This window comes from Clostridium chromiireducens, from assembly GCF_003575225.1.
GTDB lineage: Bacteria > Bacillota > Clostridia > Clostridiales > Clostridiaceae > Clostridium > Clostridium chromiireducens.
On record NZ_QXDJ01000006.1, the window covers coordinates 275,823 to 290,898 of the forward strand.

Here is a 15,076-nt window from a genome sequence, read left to right on the forward strand (position 1 = left end):
AGGAGTTAATCCTATACCCTTTATTTTTTTGTATAAAAATAGAGATAGTATTTTATGGAGAGTGATCCTTTAATACTATCTCTTTTGTGCTAAAATGCACTTTTAATTTCAAATTCCTTATAATCATTGACCTATTTTAGAAAAAATATACATACTAATTTTAAGATATTTGACAAAGATATCAAATAATATACAATTATGGTATAGGATTAAAGGGGATAATGTGATGAAGAAAAAAATATTAGTTAGTTTAATAATAGCTGGATTGTTCACTTTGGTCGGATGTGGCCATTCGAATGATAATGCTAGTAAAGCAAAAGAGACTTCAAAACAAGAACAAACACAAATTAGTGAGAAGTGGCAACCAGAGGAGCTTGCAGAATTTAATAAAGTTTATAGAGATAGCACTGATAAAAATTCAGATGGAAGCTATCCAATTATTAATGTAAGTGGTATGGAGAAAAATGAAAGTTCGATTACAGTAAATTGTTTTGCTCCATCATATCAACTATTAAAATACTCTTTAGATAAATTTATGGCTATAGACGTAAAAGACAAAGAGGGAAATTCATTAGAAGTAAAAAATATTGGTATTGATACTGCTGACAATGAAAATGGTAAAATTGTTGTATCAGGAGATTTCAATAAAGCTAAATATATAGAAATAGCACCTTATAATACAAGTAAAGAAAATTTTGTGCTTTTTGAAATCAAATAAAAGTAGACTATTATTAGATGAAAGAATACCTGGAACAATTAATGCAGATCATAGGCCACAGTTTAAAATACTAGAGGGAAAATTCAGGATTCAAGTATTTATAATATGATATCTGATATATTTATAACTCTTAAAGCTCATATGGCGCAACAAGAGAGAGAAAAGATAGTTCAGAGAATAAACCAGGGATTAGCAGTTGCAAAATCTAAAGGGAAAACATTAGGCAGACCAAAAGCAGAGGTATCACGTAATTTTATTAAAGAATATAAAAAATTTAAATGTGGTGAATATGGAAATATAACTGCAAGTGGATTTGCAAAAATGCCTGGGATTGGAAGAAGTACATTATATAAATATATAAAGTTGGCAAAAAAGTGATAATTTCTATATGTTTGATAAGATAGATGAATCATATCGAATTTACTAAAAAATCAGAAAAGGAGTAGATTATGAATACAAAACAGTTACATAAAATATTAAACATTGGTTGTCTTGTCTCAGTAATATTAATAATAATAAGGATAGTTTTCTTTGATACACCTGAACTATTTAAAGGAGGCTCTATTATACTGGATGATGTTATTTACGATCTATCAATAGCATTTATTAGTAGTTCCTTCTTTTACTATTTGCTAGTTTATATCCCGGCAAATAGAGATCGTGAAAAGATATCCGTTTACACTTATTATCTATCTGGAATGATTAGTTCTCGAAGTCTTGGTCTTTTTGAGGCGCTACGTGAAAGTATTAATATGCCTCAAAAAGATAAACTATCTGCTCAAGACGTTGAGACAATTGCTTTGGCAGTTAACCCTAATAGCCAAGCTCCGATAGTTATTGATCCGATAAATAGGATTAATGGAACGTGGTGGAATTATTTAGCTGATTCATATTATGGATTGAGTAATTATATAGAAAAAATTATGCCTTATATGTATTTTATGGATTCTGATCATATAGAACTTATTAACAATATTCAGAAAAGTGGATTTTACAGACAATTCAGCAGAATGCCCAATGTTCGAATTACTAATACTGATTTATCGTTCTTAACGAAGGAACTCCAGGAAATATATGAACTATCTCTTAAACTTAGAGAATATATAGACAAGAAGTAAGATCAATAAGTTAAAATTTTACGGTGTTTCTAAGTCTCAATTCTAAGTTTGTATGAGTAATAATTCTAATATATCTATGTTTAGCGAAGTTACTAAGATTATAAAGAAGAGTAAACTATGGAGATAAAAGAGGGAATCACAATTAGTGGGATTGACATAAACGGAAGAAAAGTTGAGGGAAAAGTAATTAGTATAATGAATGCATTTAGAATTGCAACGGTTCAATATGTAGCTGATAGATTAGATAAAACAGTTATAAGTTTTGATAGTATAAATAAGTAAATAAATTTTTAGATAGAATTAGTGGAAATACCACTAGTTCTATTTTTTTACATATACAAGCTTAATTAATATTCAAAATCATTATTTATCTTTTAATATATCTAACATATCTTTTTCTAAAGCTTTTAATTGCTCATCTATTTTTCTGCGCTGTACAGAATAGAGTGTCTGGAGAAAGTATGATTAATGCAGGTATAAGAGATAATGATTTAGTAATTATAAAGAATACTAATGTAGCAAGAAATGGGGAAATTATTGCTGCGTTAATTGATTATTCAGCTACAATAAAAGATTTTTTAAAGAAAAGGATTTTATAAAACTCCAACCTGAAAATAATGCTATGGAGCCTATTATAGTTAAAGATTGTAAAATAATAGGCAAGGTTATTGGACTTTTTAGATCGTTCGATTGAAATAGAAATATAAACATAAGTATAATAAAAATATAGAATAAAAAAATAGCAAGTTATTCCTTGATGTAGGTTGAATGTAAGAGTCGTCTATATTTAACAATAGAAGACTTTTACTACTTTATGTAGTTAATATGTTATAAGAAAAAGATATACTATTAAAGTTTACAGGGTTAAGAGAGTTTTGAGGAAAATAATTATAACTAATAACGATTTTTTTTGTTCCAAATAAAGGAAAAAAGTATATAATATATATAAGGTTAGTTTTTGCTATGTTAGTATGTTGTTACAAAATAATACAATAAGACTAGCATTTAGGAAGAAAACAAAAGATACCTAACTTAATGGGGCAATTTGTTAATTTTCCCAACTTGACAGAATTATTGTGCATGTATGTATAATATATACATACACACACAAATATATACAAAAACATACAAATATATACATGACTTTACTTACTTTAGTAGTTTATGATAAAAGAGGGAGTACTTATGGGTAAAAAAGAAAATAACATGAAATTAAGCGAGCCGTTTGAAGCAATAAAATTAGTAGCTTATGATGTTGTGGAAGAAAAGTTTACTAAAATGCTTAATGTAGATCCAGAAGCAGCAAAGATAAAAAGCAAATTAACAGTTAATATTAACTTAGGATGGGATGATGAAAAAAGTCATATAATCTTAAAAACAGATATGAGCATTGTTAGAAAGTTAAAAGTTTCGGATGAAGAAGAAAAAACTCAGTCAGAGTTAAGTTTAACTACATTAAATATTTATGAAGGTGAAACTATTAAATCTATAATAGATGAACTAGATAATGATAAGGAAGATAACCTTGGAGAGCAAGAATTTACAAATTATCTATTTAACTTAGCTTATCCCAAAATAAAAAAGCATATTGAGTATATTTTTAAGAATTCGAATATGCAAATAAATCTTCCTAAAAAATTAAAAGTTGGTGAATAATATGACTTTTGAAGAAAAGGCAAAAGAAAGTTTAGATGCTAGTGACAAGCTATATGAAGAAAAGAAGTATAATTCTTGCGTGAATAGGGCATATTATGGAATGTTTCAAATAATTTTACATAAAATAGATTTAAGTAAGGAATTAGACGGGGTAAATACAGAAGCCAAAAAGAGCACTATGGGTTCTCACAATTATACTATAACTTGGTATATGGACAACATTCTTAGTAAAAGAATAGATTTTAATGATAAATTATTGGCAAATAGGTGTACTCAAACATTAAGAGATTTAAGGCACAAGGCGGATTATTCGAAAGAACCGATGGATGATAGAATAGCTAAAAATGCAATAAGACATAGTAAAGATTTTTATAGAATTGTTAAAAATAAGTAAGGAGGGCTTAAATTATGAAAGAATTAATTCAAAAACTACGTGAAATATATGCTGATACTAATTTTATTGAGAGTAATAGGGATGGTCATAAGGTTTTAATCTATGATAATGAGGAATTAGAATGGGATGAACAATTTATATCTGTGGTAATAGAATTGGCACAGGAATGTTTAAGTCCAGAGGAGTTAAAACACTTTACCTTTTTATATGATTATTTAAATGAAATTTCTATGTGTAACTCAACTGAACAAGTTTTTTCACTGGATTATATAAAAAGTGAAAGAAGTGAATGTATAAGGAAGCAATTAGAATTATTTGATCTTGTAACTGTAGATGTAAATATAAATGTAAAAACAACTAATAAATTAATATCAAAAGTGGTTGAAAATCTAAAGTTTAAAAGTAAGCAAGAACCTGAAACTTTTATAATTGCATCACATTTCTAAAGATATTTATGTGGGAATACAAGCCAATTTCATCGTGTAAATATAGCAGTAGTTTAAGAGTACTTAAATACTGCTATATTTTTATGACATTATTTTAAAATCTTGACCAATTCAAAAACTAAATGTAATACTAACAGATGAAATACATTTTATAATATCTCTATATTTCTGAAAAGTTCTAGTTTCCTTAATTCCCACACTTTTCCCACAAAAGTTATAAATTAATATAAATTAGCAAAGAAAATTATAAAGCAGAATGTTAGTTTTATAGCTGATATAACATAATATAAATTATTATAAATTTCAAAAAAACTAATCCAGAAGTCGTGGGTTTGAGTCCCACTGGGTGCACCATGAAAGTAGTAATACCAACAGTTGAGAGCAACTCTAAACTGTTGGTATTTTTGTTATCATTTTGTATATTCATAATATGGCATTTCGATTACAAATCCAGTTTTATCAAATTTATAATCTGTATTTTCCAAGGGATTAACATTTGAAACTAGGTTGACTCCAACAGTGTAAAGTGCTTGGGCTAATTCATTAGAATTTTGAATAACAGTGCCAGTCATAAAGCCCTTACTGATTAAATCTTTCGCTTCTGGTATTCCGTCTATTCCGAAAACTGGTATAGTCTTAGTTTTATCGCTGTTGTTATAACCATATTTCTGCAAGGCTTCAATAGCCCCAATTGCCATAGCATCATTATTGGAAATTATCATCTCTAAATTATTACCATATCTTAAGAATAAAGAATCTATGTTGGATTTAGCTAATTCTTTATCCCAATTACATACTTTTGAAGATAATTCAACAGTCTCTATTCCTGAAGCATTAATTGTTGAGATACAATAGTCACTTCTGTAAATTGTCGCTTTACTGTCTGCATTACCTTTTAACATAATATATTGAATCTTATTATCTTTATTTTTATCTATAATTTCTTTATCTGTAATCCATTTATCTATGATCAGTTTGCTTTGTAAAACTCCAGATTTTCTTGAATCTGTTGCTATAAAGATAACTTTATTATAAGATTTAACAGCTTCTGGTATAGTAGATAATTCAAAATTAAATAAGATTATTGGAATATTATTTTGTTTAGCCTGAACAATAATATTCAATACCGCATTTTCATTTTCATTAACTAAGTCTATCAATAAAAGATCAAAGTTATTTCTAAACATAGAATCTAGAGCTACATTTTGTATAGCTTGATTATCCTTGCCATCAAAGAATGTGAATTTTACAGTATTTTCGTGTTGCTTTTGAATATTATCAAGACTTTGTTTAACCAATGACATATATGGATCATCAAGCTTAAAAAATAGTACTCCTATATTAGTTATCCCTCCTGTGTTAGCAGAAGATAAACAGGTATTATAATGTATTTTGTTTAATATCACATGAATTGATGTGGAAAGTATAACAATTGGAATAATGAATGTTAGCATTTTTCTGAATATTTTCATCATTATCCTCCATAGTACTAGTAGAAATTATAATATTTATTAGGTTTTCTCTAATGAGAAAATTTATGCGTGAAAGGAATAATAATATTTATGATAATGAGAATAAAAAGCAATTTATAAAAAAATAAATTATTTTTATAATGGATTACTTGATCAAAAGATTCCATCAGATGGCTTTAGAGCAATTTGACTCGTGAAAACTTTCCTAGGAGTTTCAACAATAATAGTGTAATCTCCATTATCAGTGATTAAGTCAACATTGTCAAAAACTGCATATCCATTAATTGTATCTTGTGAAGGAATGTTCATGTTTTTGAGAAGGATATTGTCTGAAATAATATTAAGATTAATAGATCTGGATTTATATTCATTAGTGATATCTTTAATCTTAGGCATGGTTGCCAAATATGGTCTATCTCTATTAAGTAGTTTTATGTTTAAAATATCAACAGATTTCGCTGACTTATTTTCAATGGTTAAGTTTATAATTACTAATATATACTCATTATCATAAAAAGAACCCAGATAGTAACTCTTTGAGATATCATATGAAATTTTTAGATTTGGACGAGAATCTAAATTATTTGTGAATTTTATAATTAGTATAAAAGCATCAATTGTTAAAAATAAAAGGAATAATAGAATGAAAATTTCTGAATGTAATTTAATAAATGAAATCATTAACTAAGGTGCCTCCTTATTAAAACATATATTTTTAGTATAATAATATAAAATCACAATTTCAAATAAGAAACAAATTTATAATTAATTCTATATATAATAAAATTTTGAAAATTTATAAGTTATAGTATGTAATTAAGAAGAAATAGATTATAATATTACTATTAATATAACAAGTGTGAGGTAAGAATGGAAATTTATATTTATAAGACTTACGATGAATGGTTTAATGATATTCCTACAGAAGTACTTGAGGGAGAGGTTAATTCTACATATAATGGAGTACTGGCAATTGATACAATTTGTGAACATAAGAAATATAGACAGATACTTTCTTTGAAGAATAACTTCGCTTTTATATATAAGCTCCCATATGGATTTTTGTCATATGCTAAGGAAATTAATATATACTCGAATATAAAATCTTGGCAAAATTCTGAACCCAATATTTCATTTAAAGGTGAAGTTCATGAAGACGAAGGTGGAGATAGTCACTTGGTTTTTATAACTGAAGATGGTTTTAAGCAGTGTATATCCTTAGATGGAATTTATGCTGTCACTTATGAAAGGTAGGCATTTCAATGAAACTGCAGGATGTAGATTTAAGAAAGCTATACAGGACATGGAAATCAGGGTTAGGGCCATTTCAGGGCTTTTTCAGAAGTACACCATTTGTCTCGCTGCAAACTTACGAAAATTTTGAGCTAAAGGCGGGAAGTAAAAATAAGTGTAGGCAAGATGTGGTGGACAAGATAAAAGAAAATCTTGATGAAAATAATTTTACAATAGTTGATTTACCTCTTAACGAAATATTGGATACTGCACTTGTATTAAATAACAAATATAGCATTAAACCAATTCTGAATATTAATCTTTTATTTCACCCGTTTGGTATCGTTGGAGATAGGGTGGGTATAAGTAAATTAATAAATAATGGATTAAAATTAAATAAGGTAAACTCTAATAAAATTGTTATGCTAATTCCTAGTAACAGATATGACAATAATTTAGAAGTTAAATATTTAGAAGATAAATTAAATAATCAGTACGGAGTAGGGGAGGATGACCTTCCATATGTAAACATGTTAAAAGAACTTAAATACAATGGAGTTGTTATTTTAACTAGAGGTGAATTAAAAGAAGATCTAAGGGCTTATATAGACTCTATAAGTAAAGATATAAAGGTAGAAATAATAAGGGTGATGTTGTAATGAAAGATATTGAAGAAATATCAAAGGAGATAAAGGATATAGCAAAGGGGAACAAGAAAAAAGCATTAGCGATAGCGGTAGCTGCAACATTTATGGTTAGTAGTCCTCTTGGTTTCGCAGGATGTTATAATCCTCAAGAAAAAGAGAAAGATGAGGAAGACAATGGATACAGCAGTGGAGGCACTTCCGGAGGGTGGCATGGATTTACTGGAGGATCATCAGGCGGTAAGTCTTCTATAAGTGATGGCTCTTCAAGCGGGAAAAGCAGCATAAGTTCATCAGGTGGAAAGTCTTCTGGATATTCGGGTTCAATAGGAGGAAGTTCATCTAGCTAATTTATGTTCAAAATGATTCTGGAGTAAGAATAAAATTAGTCAGAAATACTGAGATTCATATTTGTTCTATATATCTTATAGAAAGAGAAGTGTGATATGGAAAAACAAATAAATTATATTGAGGATGTTTTATTTAATAATTATATGGTAAGTTCTTTAGGTGAAGAATATGTCCATTCACAAATACCTTTCTATTTTGAAGTGAGTACATATGAAAAAATGGTGTATTATAGTGAAGAAATAAACAAGATATCCTTAGAGATACTAAAAGAGAGTAATGATAAACACAAAAAACTATTAAATTACTTTGATGATTTTATTTTTAAAGATAAGATATTTAACTTAAAGTGCCCAATCTCAACAATGTTTTGGGCGAGATATGACACTTTTAGAGATGTTAACGATAGAATTTATTTTGCTGAATTTAATTATGACAAACCTTGTGGGCAAAAAGAAATGCATCTGGCAGGGAAAAGTAATTTTAGTGGAAATCTAAACAGTAATTTTTTAGAGGTATTTATGAAGGAGCTAATGGAAATCTGTATTAGTTACACTAAAAGTGATGAAAAGATTAATGTGGGGTTTTTGATGGATCCCTGTCATTATGAAGAGTTGCATCACAGTTACTATTTTAAACATGTCTTTAAAGATACTAATATTAATATAGTGCAGGTTGGGCCTAACAATTTATCTGTTAGAGATGGAGATGTTTATGGATATTCTAGTATTAAGCTGCCTATAATTTTACGATTGTTTCCAACTGAATTTTGCAATGAAATTTCGAATATAGAGGAAATTTTAGAATGTGCGGATAATGGTAAACTTTTGTTAATAAATGATCCGAGAATTATAGCTATTCAAGCAAAAGGTTTTTTTGCTTACCTTTGGGATTTAGTTAAGGAAGATTCAAACCTTATTTCTTCAAGAGATAAGGAGGTTATAACTCAATGTATTCCTTATACCGAAATATTAACTGCAAATGGAATTGAAGAAGTAATGAGTAATAAGGATAATTATGTTGTTAAGTCTTCGCTAGGAAGATATAGTCAAGAAGTTTATATTGGTAAGTTGTATACTCAGGAAGAATGGAATACACAAATTAAGATTATATATGAAAGTAATAAGATACATGTACGGCAAAATATAATAGATATTAAGCAGGAATATACTTATGTTCCAAGTAATAATAACATGAACATTCCAACTTCAGCTTTTGGGAATTTTGGTGTTTACTTAATCAAAGATAAAGTACAAGGTTTTTTAGTAAGATGGAGCGAAAACTTCCTTACTAATGATAATTATACTTGGATGTGTCCTTTAGGGGTTCAAGAGTTTCCTATTTTGGTAAAAAAGTTTGAAGCTGAAAATAGATGTGACACATGGAATGAAGTAATAGAAGAAATTGCTTTTAAGTATAATTTTACAGGTGCGTATACTAATGTTAATGAATATATTTCATTGGACTCTTTAATTATAAAGAAAAATCTCCATGAAGAAATGCTATATGTAAGTGAAAAGTTTTGTGAAATATTAAAGAGAATGTATCCTCATATCCAGAAAAACATAGATATATTTGGAAAAATACTTGGAATACCAGAAAAACTTTATAAGTTGGTTTCTAAATCCTTAACTTCTGTACTTTGTGCTTTAGGAAGGATAGATTTTGTTGTTGACAATGATGGTAATTTAAAAATTTTGGAATTTAACTCAGAAACTCCAGCAGGCTTAGTTGAGTCTATCGGAGGGAACTCTATAGTTAAGAAAAAGCTTAATATTGAGTATGAGGATCCTAATGAAAAGCTTAGAGGTGAGATAAGAAAAACATTTTTTATTATATTGGAAGAGTTTAAGAAATCAAAAAGTATAAACAATATTGCAGTGGTGACTTCCTGGTATTATGAAGATATATATACAAGTAATATAATATCAGAAGTATTAAAGGAATTGAAAGATTATAATATTATTCTTGGTAATGTGTATGATTTGAAAGTAGTCAATAATAAGATTTTCCTTTATGGGGAAGAAATAGATGCAATATATAGGCATTACCCCTTAGATTGGTTTTATTTTGAGGAGGAGATGAGAGATATAATAGAGCCTCTTAATTCTGGAGATTACTTAATAAACCCAGCACATACATTGATAACTCAGTCAAAGGCATTTTTAGCGGTAATATATGAGCTTTTAGGGAAAAACTTTTTTTCTGAGGATGAGGAAAAGTTTATATTAAGATATATACCATATACAAGTGTAGAGGAAGATGAAAAACTTTCATCGGATTATGTGATTAAACCATATCTCTCAAGAGAGGGAATGGGTATTGACATAAGTTATAATAAGATAGATCAAGAGTTAGAAAATATTATTTTTCAAGATAGGGTTAATATTAAACCAATATGTATTGATATATATTCAACAATGGGAAAATCAAAGAAATATCAGTTTCCTGTATTAGGAGTATATATAACAGATGATAAACCTTGTGGGATTTATACAAGAATGGGTGATTTTATAACTAATAAAAATGCAATATATATGCCTACTTATATTAATCAATAATTTAAAGTAGCGATAGATATGTTGTGCTTATGCAAGCAAAATATTTAAATGCAAAATTGTGATTTTGTTTTTTATAATTATCTAGATAAAGAGTAAATAATATTTTATATAATTATATATTTTAAGGGGGAAAAGTTTAATGAATAACATTACAAATAGCATTATTTCAAGTATTATCTTCGGATTAATTGGTATTATTCTCTTGGTTTTTGGATATTGGTTTTTTGATAAAGTATTAACAAGAATTGATTTTAATCAAGAACTAAAAGATAAGAATATGGCAGTAGCTATTGTTATAGCTGGTTTCATGATTGCTATAGGTATAATAATTTCTGGAGTTGTAGCATAAAGTAATTCAATTAGAACATAAACAAGGATATTTGTTCTTCATAGAGTTTGTAATTATCCGTGGGAAAGAACTATCTCGAAATAACTCACTATTTCGAGATAGTTCTTTGTTTATTTTAAAACCATGTATTATTTAAGGAGATAAATTGAATAATATTATAGAATCATTTTTTATTTAGAATAAGTTGCAATATTACTGAAAATATAAAACTTATATTCTAAAATAATTAACGTACTAAGGAGGATAGCTATGAGAAAAAATATACTAAGGAAATTTGCGTCAATAGTAATAGTATTTATTTTAAATATATCATTACCTTTAAAGGTTAGTGCATATAGCTCGGAACTTAATAGAGCAAACAGCACAATTAGTAGAACAGAGTGTAGCCAAGATGTTAGGATGCAAGATGATTTTTATACTGCAATAAATAAGGAATGGCTGTCGAGTACAAAACTTCAAAGTGGGTACGTTTCTTATGGGACATTTGAAGAAGTATGTGGAAGAGTTAATGAAGGTATACTTAATATAATAAAAGATATACAAGTAAATAAAGATAAATACGATAAAAATAGTGACGAATTAAAAATTTTAAATTTATACAATAATTATTTAAATATGAAACAAAGAAACGAATTAGGGGTAAAGCCTATAGAGAAATACATAAACAAGATTGATGAAATTAATAGTGTAGAGGATTTAAAAAATATTATTAATGATGTGGAATTTTCATATTTTCAATCATTAGTAAATTTAGGAGTTGGACCTGATTATAAAGATAGTAGTACTAATGTTCTTTATATATCATCAAGTAACCTTGGACTTGGGAATTCACACTACTACAAAGAATCTGGCGATAAAAATCACGAAATAAAACAAGTGTATCTTGAATATTTGACTAGATTATATACGTTATATGGAGAGAATCAAGAAGATTCAAAAGCGAATGCGGAAGTATTTTATAACATTGAAAGCAATATAGCGGAAAAGATACCATCGTATGAGGAAGAGGCCAAGGATCAGAATAGAATTCAGAAGTCTTATAACGTGTATAATATTAAAAGTCTTGAAAAATTAGCGCCCAATATCAAATTTTCAGAACTATTATCAAACTTAGGTATAAGTAATAATACTAAAATAATAGTTGAAAATCCTGAAGAGTTAAAATTGGTCAACTCATATATGATTGATGATAATCTAAATAATATGAAAGTATTTTTAAAAACAAGTATACTTTTAAACACAGATAGTTTCTTAACATCTAAGCATAGAGAGGCTAGTGATGGATTAAGAAAAGCGTTTTATGGAGTAGAATCGACTGAATTAAGTGAAGGTAGTGGAGTAAGATTTGTAAGCAATCAATTAAATGAATTAATAAGTAAATTATATGTGGATAAACACTTCGACCAAGAATCCAAAAAGGATGTAGAAAATATAGCAAAAGAAATTATAGAAAATTTTGAGAACAGAATACAAAATATTTCGTGGATGAGCAAACAGACCAAAGAAAAAGCTCTTAGTAAGTTAGAAAGTGTTACAGTGAAAATAGGATACCCTGATGAGTGGAATGATTATAGCGATATAGAAATAAAATCCTACGATGAGGATGGTTCTTTAATAGAGAATGTAATGAATATTTATGTATCACAGATTGGAAAACAATTTCTCAAATTAAACAAACCTGTAAATAAAAATGAATGGAACATGGGTGCTTGTACAGTTAATGCTTATTATAACGCGTTAAATAATGAAATTGTTTTTCCAGCAGGAATATTGCAGCCACCATTTTATGATAAGAATGCTAAAAAGGAAAAGAACCTTGGAGGGATTGGAGTTGTTATAGGTCATGAGCTTACTCACGCATTTGATAATACAGGGGCGCAGTTTGATGAGACTGGTAAACTAAAAAGATGGTGGAATGACACTGATTATAAAGAATTTACTAATAGAAGTAAAAAAGTAGTAGATTATTACTCCAAAATAGAAATGAGTGATGGGAAGTTTGTAAATGGATTCTTAACTGTTGGAGAAAATATAAGTGATTTAGGTGGTATAGCCTGTGTTTTAGATGTAGCTAAAAAAGCAGAAAATCCTAACCTGAAGGATTTGTTTGAAAATTATGCGACAATCTGGAGGGAGGTTTCGACTAAAGAGATAAGAGAATATTTGCTAAGCAATGATCCTCATGCCCCTAAAAAGGTTAGAGTGAATGCAGTTTTATCTCAATTTGAGGAATTTTATAAAACATATGATATAAAAGAGGGTGATAAGATGTACGTAAATCCAGAAGATAGGGTAGGAATATGGTAAAAGATAATATTTTATTTGTGATTTTGCAAATAGTTGAAAACAGCTGGATTTAAGATAAATATAGCTAAGGATAGAAACTGGGCTATACAAACATAGCCTAGTGTATCTCTTTGTATATAAGTTAGAATCGTGGAGTATAATAGAGAATATAGAGAATATTTATCGAAAAATAGTAAATAATAAAATGTGACAGACAAATATGGTGATATAATAAGTTTTGTTGTCACGGAAGTTGATGAAAAGCACTGAGAATCAAGAAAAAATGTTTTTGAAAAAAGTGTTGACATTAAGTTGAGTAGATGATAAACTAAATGAGTTGCTTGAGGGCGACAAGATCTTTGAAAATTGAACAGAATATGATAAATACATTTAAGTAAACCAGCAATTTTTTTTGAGTAAGCTAAGATTAAACTTTTTATTGAGAGTTTGATCCTGGCTCAGGACGAACGCTGGCGGCATGCTTAACACATGCAAGTCGAGCGATGAAGTCCCTTCGGGGACGGATTAGCGGCGGACGGGTGAGTAACACGTGGGTAACCTGCCTCATAGAGGGGAATAGCCTTTCGAAAGGAAGATTAATACCGCATAAGATTGTAGTTTCGCATGAAACAGCAATTAAAGGAGTAATCCGCTATGAGATGGACCCGCGTCGCATTAGCTAGTTGGTGAGGTAACGGCTCACCAAGGCGACGATGCGTAGCCGACCTGAGAGGGTGATCGGCCACATTGGGACTGAGACACGGCCCAGACTCCTACGGGAGGCAGCAGTGGGGAATATTGCACAATGGGGGAAACCCTGATGCAGCAACGCCGCGTGAGTGATGACGGTCTTCGGATTGTAAAACTCTGTCTTTGGGGACGATAATGACGGTACCCAAGGAGGAAGCCACGGCTAACTACGTGCCAGCAGCCGCGGTAATACGTAGGTGGCAAGCGTTGTCCGGATTTACTGGGCGTAAAGGGAGCGTAGGTGGATATTTAAGTGGGATGTGAAATACTCGGGCTTAACCTGAGTGCTGCATTCCAAACTGGATATCTAGAGTGCAGGAGAGGAAAGTAGAATTCCTAGTGTAGCGGTGAAATGCGTAGAGATTAGGAAGAATACCAGTGGCGAAGGCGACTTTCTGGACTGTAACTGACACTGAGGCTCGAAAGCGTGGGGAGCAAACAGGATTAGATACCCTGGTAGTCCACGCCGTAAACGATGAATACTAGGTGTAGGGGTTGTCATGACCTCTGTGCCGCCGCTAACGCATTAAGTATTCCGCCTGGGGAGTACGGTCGCAAGATTAAAACTCAAAGGAATTGACGGGGGCCCGCACAAGCAGCGGAGCATGTGGTTTAATTCGAAGCAACGCGAAGAACCTTACCTAGACTTGACATCTCCTGAATTACCCTTAATCGGGGAAGCCCTTCGGGGCAGGAAGACAGGTGGTGCATGGTTGTCGTCAGCTCGTGTCGTGAGATGTTGGGTTAAGTCCCGCAACGAGCGCAACCCTTATTGTTAGTTGCTACCATTTAGTTGAGCACTCTAGCGAGACTGCCCGGGTTAACCGGGAGGAAGGTGGGGATGACGTCAAATCATCATGCCCCTTATGTCTAGGGCTACACACGTGCTACAATGGCTGGTACAGAGAGATGCTAAACCGCGAGGTGGAGCCAAACTTCAAAACCAGTCTCAGTTCGGATTGTAGGCTGAAACTCGCCTACATGAAGCTGGAGTTGCTAGTAATCGCGAATCAGAATGTCGCGGTGAATACGTTCCCGGGCCTTGTACACACCGCCCGTCACACCATGAGAGTTGGCAATACCCAAAGTTCGTGAGCTAAC

The 15,076-nt window shown here is 30.3% G+C and carries 14 protein-coding genes, 1 rRNA gene and 2 pseudogenes; 15 read left to right on the plus strand and 2 right to left on the minus strand.

Features of this window, described 5'->3' with window-relative positions:
• The first annotated feature begins 226 nt into the window (after nt 1-226).
• The 8 genes and pseudogenes from D2A34_RS21975 (at nt 227) to D2A34_RS22005 (ending at nt 4,332) form a co-directional block, all read left to right on the plus strand.
• Nucleotides 227-718 (plus strand): hypothetical protein, encoded by a 492-nt coding sequence (locus D2A34_RS21975; RefSeq protein ID WP_119367944.1) that lies wholly within the window; start codon nt 227-229, stop codon nt 716-718.
• Between the two features lie 78 nt (nt 719-796).
• Nucleotides 797-1,096, plus strand: a pseudogene (locus D2A34_RS21980) (recombinase family protein); the annotation flags it as partial.
• Between the two features lie 71 nt (nt 1,097-1,167).
• Nucleotides 1,168-1,836, plus strand: coding sequence for a hypothetical protein (locus tag D2A34_RS21985; RefSeq protein ID WP_119367946.1), 669 nt, complete (start codon nt 1,168-1,170; stop codon nt 1,834-1,836).
• A 117-nt stretch (nt 1,837-1,953) separates the two neighbouring features.
• On the plus strand, nt 1,954-2,118 hold the full coding sequence (locus D2A34_RS26905; protein WP_182629439.1) for a hypothetical protein: 165 nt from the start codon (nt 1,954-1,956) through the stop codon (nt 2,116-2,118).
• Between the two features lie 161 nt (nt 2,119-2,279).
• Nucleotides 2,280-2,530: pseudogene (locus tag D2A34_RS21990) on the plus strand (LexA family protein); the annotation flags it as partial.
• Between the two features lie 491 nt (nt 2,531-3,021).
• Entirely contained in the window at nt 3,022-3,492 is a 471-nt protein-coding gene (locus tag D2A34_RS21995; RefSeq protein WP_119367947.1) for a hypothetical protein, read from the plus strand.
• A 1-nt stretch (nt 3,493) separates the two neighbouring features.
• Nucleotides 3,494-3,886, plus strand: coding sequence for a hypothetical protein (locus D2A34_RS22000; RefSeq protein ID WP_119367948.1), 393 nt, complete (start codon nt 3,494-3,496; stop codon nt 3,884-3,886).
• A 14-nt stretch (nt 3,887-3,900) separates the two neighbouring features.
• Nucleotides 3,901-4,332: a hypothetical protein gene (locus D2A34_RS22005; protein WP_119367949.1), complete on the plus strand. Its 432-nt coding sequence runs from the start codon at nt 3,901-3,903 to the stop codon at nt 4,330-4,332.
• A 410-nt stretch (nt 4,333-4,742) separates the two neighbouring features.
• Here the strand turns inward: D2A34_RS22005 and D2A34_RS22010 are convergent, their stop codons facing one another.
• Nucleotides 4,743-5,804 carry a galactose ABC transporter substrate-binding protein gene (locus D2A34_RS22010; protein WP_119367950.1) on the minus strand — a complete coding sequence of 354 codons (1,062 nt, stop codon included), beginning with the start codon at nt 5,802-5,804 and terminating at the stop codon, nt 4,743-4,745.
• 153 nt (nt 5,805-5,957) lie between these two features.
• Entirely contained in the window at nt 5,958-6,485 is a 528-nt protein-coding gene (locus D2A34_RS22015; protein ID WP_119367951.1) for a hypothetical protein, read from the minus strand.
• A gap of 189 nt (nt 6,486-6,674) precedes the next feature.
• Here D2A34_RS22015 and D2A34_RS22020 point away from each other — a divergent pair, with 189 nt between their 5' ends.
• The 7 genes from D2A34_RS22020 to D2A34_RS22050 form a co-directional block, all read left to right on the plus strand.
• Nucleotides 6,675-7,058, plus strand: a complete 384-nt coding sequence (locus D2A34_RS22020) for a hypothetical protein (RefSeq protein WP_079439123.1) — start codon at nt 6,675-6,677, stop codon at nt 7,056-7,058.
• 8 nt (nt 7,059-7,066) lie between these two features.
• Nucleotides 7,067-7,696, plus strand: a complete 630-nt coding sequence (locus tag D2A34_RS22025) for a normocyte-binding protein (protein ID WP_119367952.1) — start codon at nt 7,067-7,069, stop codon at nt 7,694-7,696.
• Nucleotides 7,696-8,031, plus strand: a complete 336-nt coding sequence (locus D2A34_RS22030; RefSeq protein ID WP_079439120.1) for a hypothetical protein — start codon at nt 7,696-7,698, stop codon at nt 8,029-8,031. Before D2A34_RS22025 ends, D2A34_RS22030 begins: the two co-directional genes overlap by 1 nt.
• A gap of 96 nt (nt 8,032-8,127) precedes the next feature.
• Nucleotides 8,128-10,590, plus strand: a complete 2,463-nt coding sequence (locus tag D2A34_RS22035) for a glutathionylspermidine synthase family protein (RefSeq protein ID WP_079439118.1) — start codon at nt 8,128-8,130, stop codon at nt 10,588-10,590.
• 139 nt (nt 10,591-10,729) lie between these two features.
• Nucleotides 10,730-10,939: a DUF350 domain-containing protein gene (locus tag D2A34_RS22040; protein WP_079439117.1), complete on the plus strand. Its 210-nt coding sequence runs from the start codon at nt 10,730-10,732 to the stop codon at nt 10,937-10,939.
• A gap of 249 nt (nt 10,940-11,188) precedes the next feature.
• Nucleotides 11,189-13,246, plus strand: a complete 2,058-nt coding sequence (locus D2A34_RS22045) for a M13 family metallopeptidase (RefSeq protein ID WP_119367953.1) — start codon at nt 11,189-11,191, stop codon at nt 13,244-13,246.
• Nucleotides 13,247-13,660: 414 nt separating this feature from the next.
• Nucleotides 13,661-15,076: ribosomal RNA gene (locus D2A34_RS22050) — 16S ribosomal RNA — on the plus strand; the annotation flags it as partial.

What these genes read in the sequence shown, in the direction of transcription:
- D2A34_RS21975 (WP_119367944.1), top strand. Translation starts at nt 227, where the DNA reads ATGAAGAAAAAAATATTAGTTAGTTTAATAATAGCTGGATTGTTCACT.
- D2A34_RS21985 (WP_119367946.1), top strand. Translation starts at nt 1,168, where the DNA reads ATGAATACAAAACAGTTACATAAAATATTAAACATTGGTTGTCTTGTC.
- D2A34_RS26905 (WP_182629439.1), top strand. Translation starts at nt 1,954, where the DNA reads ATGGAGATAAAAGAGGGAATCACAATTAGTGGGATTGACATAAACGGA.
- D2A34_RS21995 (WP_119367947.1), top strand. Translation starts at nt 3,022, where the DNA reads ATGGGTAAAAAAGAAAATAACATGAAATTAAGCGAGCCGTTTGAAGCA.
- D2A34_RS22000 (WP_119367948.1), top strand. Translation starts at nt 3,494, where the DNA reads ATGACTTTTGAAGAAAAGGCAAAAGAAAGTTTAGATGCTAGTGACAAG.
- D2A34_RS22005 (WP_119367949.1), top strand. Translation starts at nt 3,901, where the DNA reads ATGAAAGAATTAATTCAAAAACTACGTGAAATATATGCTGATACTAAT.
- D2A34_RS22010 (WP_119367950.1), bottom strand. Translation starts at nt 5,804, where the DNA reads ATGAAAATATTCAGAAAAATGCTAACATTCATTATTCCAATTGTTATA.
- D2A34_RS22015 (WP_119367951.1), bottom strand. Translation starts at nt 6,485, where the DNA reads ATGATTTCATTTATTAAATTACATTCAGAAATTTTCATTCTATTATTC.
- D2A34_RS22020 (WP_079439123.1), top strand. Translation starts at nt 6,675, where the DNA reads ATGGAAATTTATATTTATAAGACTTACGATGAATGGTTTAATGATATT.
- D2A34_RS22025 (WP_119367952.1), top strand. Translation starts at nt 7,067, where the DNA reads ATGAAACTGCAGGATGTAGATTTAAGAAAGCTATACAGGACATGGAAA.
- D2A34_RS22030 (WP_079439120.1), top strand. Translation starts at nt 7,696, where the DNA reads ATGAAAGATATTGAAGAAATATCAAAGGAGATAAAGGATATAGCAAAG.
- D2A34_RS22035 (WP_079439118.1), top strand. Translation starts at nt 8,128, where the DNA reads ATGGAAAAACAAATAAATTATATTGAGGATGTTTTATTTAATAATTAT.
- D2A34_RS22040 (WP_079439117.1), top strand. Translation starts at nt 10,730, where the DNA reads ATGAATAACATTACAAATAGCATTATTTCAAGTATTATCTTCGGATTA.
- D2A34_RS22045 (WP_119367953.1), top strand. Translation starts at nt 11,189, where the DNA reads ATGAGAAAAAATATACTAAGGAAATTTGCGTCAATAGTAATAGTATTT.